The 553-nt window shown below is 74.0% G+C and carries 1 protein-coding gene; it reads right to left on the minus strand.

Annotated elements, in window-relative coordinates:
• On the minus strand, positions 1-553 hold a 553-nt coding region (locus ACFQEU_RS17795; RefSeq protein ID WP_379784319.1), incomplete at both ends, for a TiaS agmantine-binding domain-containing protein.

A 553-nucleotide genomic window follows, 5' to 3' on the forward strand; every position in this document is an offset into this window, starting at 1 on the left:
TGGGACCCCTCTCGCTCTCCGTTCTCTGCGGGGCGGTCCTCCGCGATGTCGACGTGGACGTGGCCGCCGCGTTTGGTCTCCGGGTCGCCGGCGACGACGCCGGACACGCGGTAGCCCGCCCCGTCTCGGAGGGCGTCGATCCGGCCGTCAGCGAGGTGCGCGTCGGTGCCCTGGTTGGTGAGGAACGTCGCGGCGCGCTCGACGGGTTCGCTGTCGATATCAGTGGCGACTCGCCGGCACGCGTCGGCGTCGTCGCCGCGGATCCCGTGGAGGATCGGTCCGGGGGCGTTGGGGACACACACCACCGCCCCTGTGCCGCGGTCGACGGTGTCCCAGACGGTCGGGTACTCCCGGTCGGCGGCGGCGAAGACGCTCTCGGCGTCGACCTCGCGGGGCGTGCCACAGCGGTCGCGCTCGCGGTAGGTGATCCGTTCGTAGCTCCGGTCGTCGAGCGTCGCGGGCGCGCCGACGGCCGCGAGCGCCCCGATACGTCCCCTGCCCGGTGTCTCTTCTCCAGCCGCTCCGCCCGACCCGAACCCCGCGTGGCGGTAGC

Source organism: Halorubrum tibetense, from assembly GCF_042661865.1.
In the GTDB taxonomy this organism is placed as follows: domain Archaea; phylum Halobacteriota; class Halobacteria; order Halobacteriales; family Haloferacaceae; genus Halorubrum; species Halorubrum tibetense.